Below are 6,094 nucleotides of genomic sequence, written 5' to 3' on the forward strand. Positions count from 1 at the left end.
CATCCCATTCTAGCGGATGTGGCGGCTGTTCAGAGATAGCCGAGGGAACGGAGGCTTTCGTAGTAGTCGTCGTCCGGCTCGCCGGAGCTTTCCGTGGCCGAGCGGGCACCGTAGGACGAGATCCTCTCTCCGCCACTCCCCACCATCGAATCTCCCCTCATTTCGTGAGATGCAGGAAATCCGAAGAGGTCGAGGATCGTCGGTGCTACATCAGCCAGCGATTCGGGCTCGGAGTCGAGATCGAGCGTCGACGCGAGCACGCCGTCGACCCCCCGAGCCGGTACACCGAGCAGGATCACGTCGTAACCGAGTGCCCGCAACGAGGTTGTCACTGCCGTCAATCGGTCGAGAGTCTGAAGCGTGACTGCCACGAGCGCTCGATCGTCGATCTCGAGCCGGTTGAAGGCGATGTCGAGTCCCGGAAGGTAGACGGTCACGAACCGCGGCTGTCGCCCGACGGCAGCGCTCATCAACTCCTCCAGAGAGATGTCATCAATTTCGGTCGCCCGCGCTGCCGGCGATGAAGCCCGGTCCAGACGCGTGTGAATGTCCGCCTGTGCAACCGAGGTGAGAGCATCTCCAGCCGCGCTTTCGGCCGTCCACCAGTTGACAGCTACAACCGGGATCCCACGATCTGCGAGGATCTCCCAGACGTAATCGCGATTCCGGGCAGACGGTGGAAGGGGACTCGATGCGGCCAGACCGAGTGCGGGAGCAACGCTTCGCAAAACGAAGTCGGACGGCGGAACGTTCTGCAGAAAACGCGATCCTGCGAACTGCACGCCCTCGATCGAGCGAACCTGGTGAGCATTACTATCGGTACCGGTTCCGATGTCGGCCCATCGTTCCGCCGGGGAGTCGACCACTCCACTCCCGATCCTGGTGAAGGAGCGGAAGTGCTGTTTGAGCGGATCGGCAAGATCGGCGGTCTCGAACGAGAGTCCATCGACGGCAATCAGGGCGAGCCGAGCGTCCGAGGGGTGGACCACGATCTGGTCCGGAACCGCCGTCGCGTCCTGCCCGTCTCCGAACGCCAGAAAGAGCACCAGCACACCCAGGATCACCCCTCCCGTGATGAGGGGTCCCGTCCATGATCGTCGGTGAAGTGCGGGAATCCGCCCGGTCTCGTGAATACTGAAAGAGAGGAGTGCTGCCGAAACCACGACGGCGGTGGAGGCGAACGTGGCGACGAGCGCCGAAACGAAAACGATCAGTCCGCCTGGCGTGGCGTCTCCGCGGAATCCCGACCACCACCAGAGAATCAGCCCCGCGACAGCCGCGGCGACCGCAAGGGCGGCAAGGGTGAGAATGCGCGGCTCGTCGACCGCAAGCTGAACGCGCGTCCTCAAAAGCAACGCCCCGACGATGAAGCCCGCAACCACCAGAGCGAACACGACGAGGAGATAGAGCAAAGCGGGTATCACGAGCACGCTCGCGCCAACGGTATCGTTTCTCAGCGAGAGAGCCGCGCTCATGGTGAAGGAAGCGAAAAGAGCGATGACGATCCCGGCCTTGGCCGAAACGATCAGAAGTTCCGACCAGAACTTCCGGGACGACCAGGGGTCGTGTGCGAACCACCTCTCCAGCCCTCGCCTCAGGTAGCCCCGCTCGCGCAGCTCTTCCCTCAGTCCTTCGACCCCGTTCTGGCCCATCGGGGCAGGCTAACACCCCGATGTGGCGAGTTGTTCGCACCGGGTCGAAATTGTTCACCGCCGGAACCCCGTTTCCATTGGCCGCAGACTGAGATCGGGGCCGGCGACCTGGCCGGAGGTGACCTGCTCAGCTGAGGCAACCAGACATGCTCAACAAAATACTGACTGCGATTTTCGGCTCCCAGCACCAGCGCGACGTCAAGAAGATGATGCCGCTCGTGGAACAGATCAACTCGCTGGAAGAGAAGTACGCACGACTGACCGACGACCAACTCCGTGGGCTGACGGCCGGATTTCGTGAGCGTCTCGCGCCATTTGCGCAGGGCGTCCTCGACGCCCGGGGGCTCGACAGGGAGAGCGAGCAGAAGCAGGCCCGCACTGCACTCGAGGACGAGCTGCTGGAGATCCTCCCGGACGCTTTTGCGATCTGCCGGGAGGGGAGCAAGCGCTCGCTGAAAATGCGCCACTACGACGTCCAGCTCATGGGCGGCATCGTGCTCCACCGCGGTCGCATCGCCGAGATGCGCACGGGTGAAGGGAAGACGCTCGTCGCAACTCTCGCCGTCTATCTCAACGCCCTCGCCGGCCTCGGGGTCCACGTGGTCACCGTCAACGATTATCTCGCTCGGCGTGACGCCGACTGGATGGGCAAGCTCTACCGGTTCCTCGGCCTCTCGGTCGGAGTCATTCAGAACTCGATGGATGACCAGGCTCGCCAGCAGGCCTACGCGTCGGACGTAACCTACGGCACCAACAACGAGTTCGGGTTCGATTACCTGCGCGACAACATGAAGTTCGATCCATCGCGAATGGTCCAGCGGATGCACAATTTCGCGATCGTCGACGAGGTCGATTCGATCCTCATCGACGAGGCCCGGACGCCCCTGATCATCAGCGGTCCTTCGGAGCTTTCGACAGACAAGTACTACAAAGTCGACAAAATCATCCCGAAGCTCGACCCCGAGGTCGATTTCCAGATCGACGAAAAACAGCAGACCGCCATTCTCACCGAGGAGGGTGTGGCCCACGCCGAACAGCTTCTCGGAGTCGAAAACCTCTATGACCCCGCCGAGATGGAGACTCTCCACGCCGTCAATCAGGGTCTGAGAGCTCACACCCTCTACAAACGCGACGACGAATACGTCGTCAAGGATGGCGAGGTCATCATCGTCGACGAGTTCACAGGACGGCTGATGCCTGGCCGCCGCTGGTCCGATGGGCTCCACCAGGCCGTCGAGGCGAAGGAAGGGGTGAAGATCGCCGCCGAGAGCCAGACATTCGCCACGATCACCTTCCAGAACTACTTCCGGATGTACTCGAAGCTGTCCGGAATGACCGGTACTGCGGACACGGAAGCCGCCGAATTCGGAAAGATCTACGACCTCGACGTCAGTGTCATTCCGACCAACATGCCGATGATCCGGAACGACATGCCGGACCTGATCTATCGGACCGAAGCCGACAAGTTCGATGCGATTGCCGACGACATTCGGGAACGTCATGATGCGGGTCAGCCGGTGCTGGTCGGTACCGTTTCAATCGAGAAATCCGAGCGCCTGTCGAACCTCCTGAAGCGGAGAAGCGTCCCCCATGTCGTTCTGAACGCCAAACAGCACGAGCGGGAGTCCGAGATCGTCGCCCAGGCAGGTCGAAAGGGATCTGTGACCATCGCGACCAACATGGCGGGCCGCGGAACCGACATCATTCTCGGCGGTAACCCGGAGTATCGGGCAGCGCAGCAGACCCGGGACGTCGAGGATCCGGGGGAGCGTGCTCGTATCGAAGAGGAGATCGAACGCGAGTGGAAGCAGGAGCACCAGGAGGTTCTCGACGCCGGAGGACTTCACATCATTGGTACCGAGCGCCACGAATCCCGCCGGATCGACAATCAGCTGCGAGGTCGCTCCGGACGACAGGGCGATCCCGGTTCATCACGCTTTTTCCTTTCGCTCGAAGATGACCTGATGCGGATCTTCATCACCGACACGGTCGCGAAGTACATGAACCGCGGGATGGAAGACGGGGCTCCGATCGAGAACAGAATGGTCACCCGGTCGATCGAGAACGCCCAGAAGCAGGTCGAGAGTCGCAACTTCGAGATCCGCAAGCACCTTCTCGAATACGACGACGTCATGAACAAGCAGCGCACGGCAATCTACGGCCTCCGGCACTCCGTCCTGACCGGAGACGAAGGCCGCGCGTACGTCCTCAATGCCGCCGAAGAAATACTCGATTTCCTCATCGACACTCATCTTCCCGAGGAGGAGCGCCGAGGCGCGGTCTGGAACGAGAAAGAGCTCTCGGCGGAGCTGTTCAACTACTTCAACTTCGATCTGGAGTCGACCGACGTCGATCTGGAGTCGATGAACACCGACGAGATCAGAGAGGTCTTCAAGCGGGCCGTCATCGAAAAATTCGAAGAGAAGGAAACGCTGATCGGGGCCGAGATGATGGCTCTCCACATCAAGTTCCTTCTCCTCCAGGTCCTCGACACGCAATGGAAGGACCACCTGCTCGTGCTCGATCACCTCAAGGAAGGAATCGGGCTTCGGGGTTATGGTCAGCGAGATCCCCTCGTGGAGTACAAAAAAGAATCCTTTGCGCTTTTCCAGGCGCTGATGGAGCGCATCCAGGACCGGATCGTCCAGTTCATATGGAAGGCAGACCTTCAGGGAGCAGAGGCAATGGGCCCGCGTCGCGTGGCACCTCCGCGCCAGGAAAACCTTTCGTATTCGGCTCCTCCAAAGGAAGCGCCGGCTCCCATCCGGCGTCAGGGAGCCAAAATCGGCCGTAACGATCCGTGCCCCTGCGGTTCAGGCAAGAAATACAAGAAGTGTCACGGAACGGCCGCTTGAATTCCGAACCAACGTCCGCCCCCTGGCCGCGTCGAACACTCGGTGGCTACTCCAGCCTCGTTCTGAAGGGGTTCACGATGGGAGCGGCGGACGTCGTTCCCGGCGTCTCAGGGGGAACCATGGCCTTCATCCTGGGCATTTACGAGGAGCTCATCGGCTCCATTCGAGCCGTCGGGACGACAAACTTCTGGCGTCCTCTGTCCCGGGGACGGATCAACGAAGCCGCTGCCGCGATCAACCTGAAGTTTCTGATTGCGGTCCTCGCCGGGATCCTGATCGCCATCGTCTCACTCGCCCGCCTGCTCGAACATCTGCTGGAAACGCAGCCGGTTTACCTCTGGAGCTTCTTTTTCGGGCTCGTTCTCGCTTCGGTATTCGTCGTGGCCCGGCGCATCGAGCACTGGAAGGTCTCGACCTGGGTCCTGGTCCTGTCTGCCGCCGTGGCTGCCTGGATCCTCGTAGGACTCGTTCCGCTGCAAACTCCCGACGCATGGTGGTTCTTCTTTCTCTCGGGAGCCCTGGCAATCTGCGCAATGATTCTTCCCGGCATCTCGGGGGCGTTCATTCTGCTCCTGCTCGGGAAGTACGGGGAGGTTCTCGCTGCAGTCAATGCGCGCGACCTCGTCACAATAGGATGGGTGGCTCTCGGAGCTATCCTGGGCCTCGTTTTGTTTTCCCGGGTCCTAACCTGGCTCTTCAGGCATTACCACGACCTGACCGTCGCCGCGCTGACCGGGCTGATGCTCGGGAGTCTTCGCAAAATCTGGCCATGGAAGGTCGACATCGCGTGGATCGTGGACGCACATGGAGCAAGAGTTCCCACGGTGCAGGCGAACGTACTTCCGGAACCGGGATCGCAGTTCGCAATCGCGATCGCGATCGCGCTCGCCGGTATGCTCGCCGTCATAATTCTGGAAAAGAGGGCCGAGATCGATCCTCACGGAGAAAAAACATGAGCCTCGACGATACCGCAGCCAGAAGAGCGATCGAACGCCGAGCGAAGCTCGGAGCGCTCGTCGCCGAAGACGATTACGCAACGAGAAGTCTCATCAGCACGGTGCTCGAAAGAGAAGGCTTCGAGGTCTACAGTGTCCGCGACGGACAGGATGCTATCGAGCTCATCAAGGAAAGCGACTTCGCGCTGATCATTCTCGACGTTCTGATGCCCGGGATCGACGGGTTCGGCGTTCTCCGCTACATTCGACAATACCGGCCGACGACTCTCCGGCGTATCGTCGTCACCTCGGCAATGCCGAGGGAGAAGATCGAAGCCTTCTGCAAGGGTGAAGTCTGCGAGATTCTGCCGAAGCCGTTCGACGTGGAGCAACTTGCCCGGATCGCGCGCGATTGCGCCGCGGACAATCGCGACGAAGAGTGATCCGCTGGACGGGGTCGGGGGGGGTAGTGGGAGATGAAAACCTTCGGGAGTCAACGGTGGCGCGGGCCAGGGGGTTGTGACAAAGTGATTACGCACCCCCCCGGGGGATGGTACGGTTTGGAGACAGCGGGGGGAAAGGGGTGTGGGGGTTGTGGGGGGGGGTGGGGCCGAAGCCGGGGCGATGTGGGGGGTGGGGGTGGGGCCGGGGT

The 6,094-nt window shown here is 61.2% G+C and carries 4 protein-coding genes; 3 read left to right on the forward strand and 1 reads right to left on the reverse strand.

Annotated features, from left to right (window positions below; genetic code table 11):
- Nucleotides 1-29 precede the first annotated feature (29 nt).
- Nucleotides 30-1,652, reverse strand: a complete 1,623-nt coding sequence (locus KY459_12970; GenBank protein MBW3565629.1) for a hypothetical protein — start codon at nt 1,650-1,652, stop codon at nt 30-32.
- A 146-nt stretch (nt 1,653-1,798) separates the two neighbouring features.
- Between KY459_12970 and secA the strand changes: the two genes are divergently transcribed.
- From secA to KY459_12985, 3 genes are all read left to right on the forward strand, one after another.
- Nucleotides 1,799-4,507, forward strand: coding sequence for a preprotein translocase subunit SecA (secA, locus tag KY459_12975; protein MBW3565630.1), 2,709 nt, complete (start codon nt 1,799-1,801; stop codon nt 4,505-4,507).
- Nucleotides 4,508-4,584: 77 nt separating this feature from the next.
- On the forward strand, nt 4,585-5,463 hold the full coding sequence (locus KY459_12980) for a DUF368 domain-containing protein (GenBank protein MBW3565631.1): 879 nt from the start codon (nt 4,585-4,587) through the stop codon (nt 5,461-5,463).
- Nucleotides 5,460-5,885: a response regulator gene (locus KY459_12985; protein ID MBW3565632.1), complete on the forward strand. Its 426-nt coding sequence runs from the start codon at nt 5,460-5,462 to the stop codon at nt 5,883-5,885. Before KY459_12980 ends, KY459_12985 begins: the two co-directional genes overlap by 4 nt.
- Nucleotides 5,886-6,094 lie beyond the last annotated feature (209 nt).

This window comes from Acidobacteriota bacterium, assembly GCA_019347945.1.
Taxonomy (GTDB): Bacteria; Acidobacteriota; Thermoanaerobaculia; order Gp7-AA8; family JAHWKK01; genus JAHWKK01.

Coding starts and splice junctions, on each gene's coding strand:
- KY459_12970 (MBW3565629.1), bottom strand. CDS start 1,652: ATGGGCCAGAACGGGGTCGAAGGACTGAGGGAAGAGCTGCGCGAGCGG.
- secA (MBW3565630.1), top strand. CDS start 1,799: ATGCTCAACAAAATACTGACTGCGATTTTCGGCTCCCAGCACCAGCGC.
- KY459_12980 (MBW3565631.1), top strand. CDS start 4,585: ATGGGAGCGGCGGACGTCGTTCCCGGCGTCTCAGGGGGAACCATGGCC.
- KY459_12985 (MBW3565632.1), top strand. CDS start 5,460: ATGAGCCTCGACGATACCGCAGCCAGAAGAGCGATCGAACGCCGAGCG.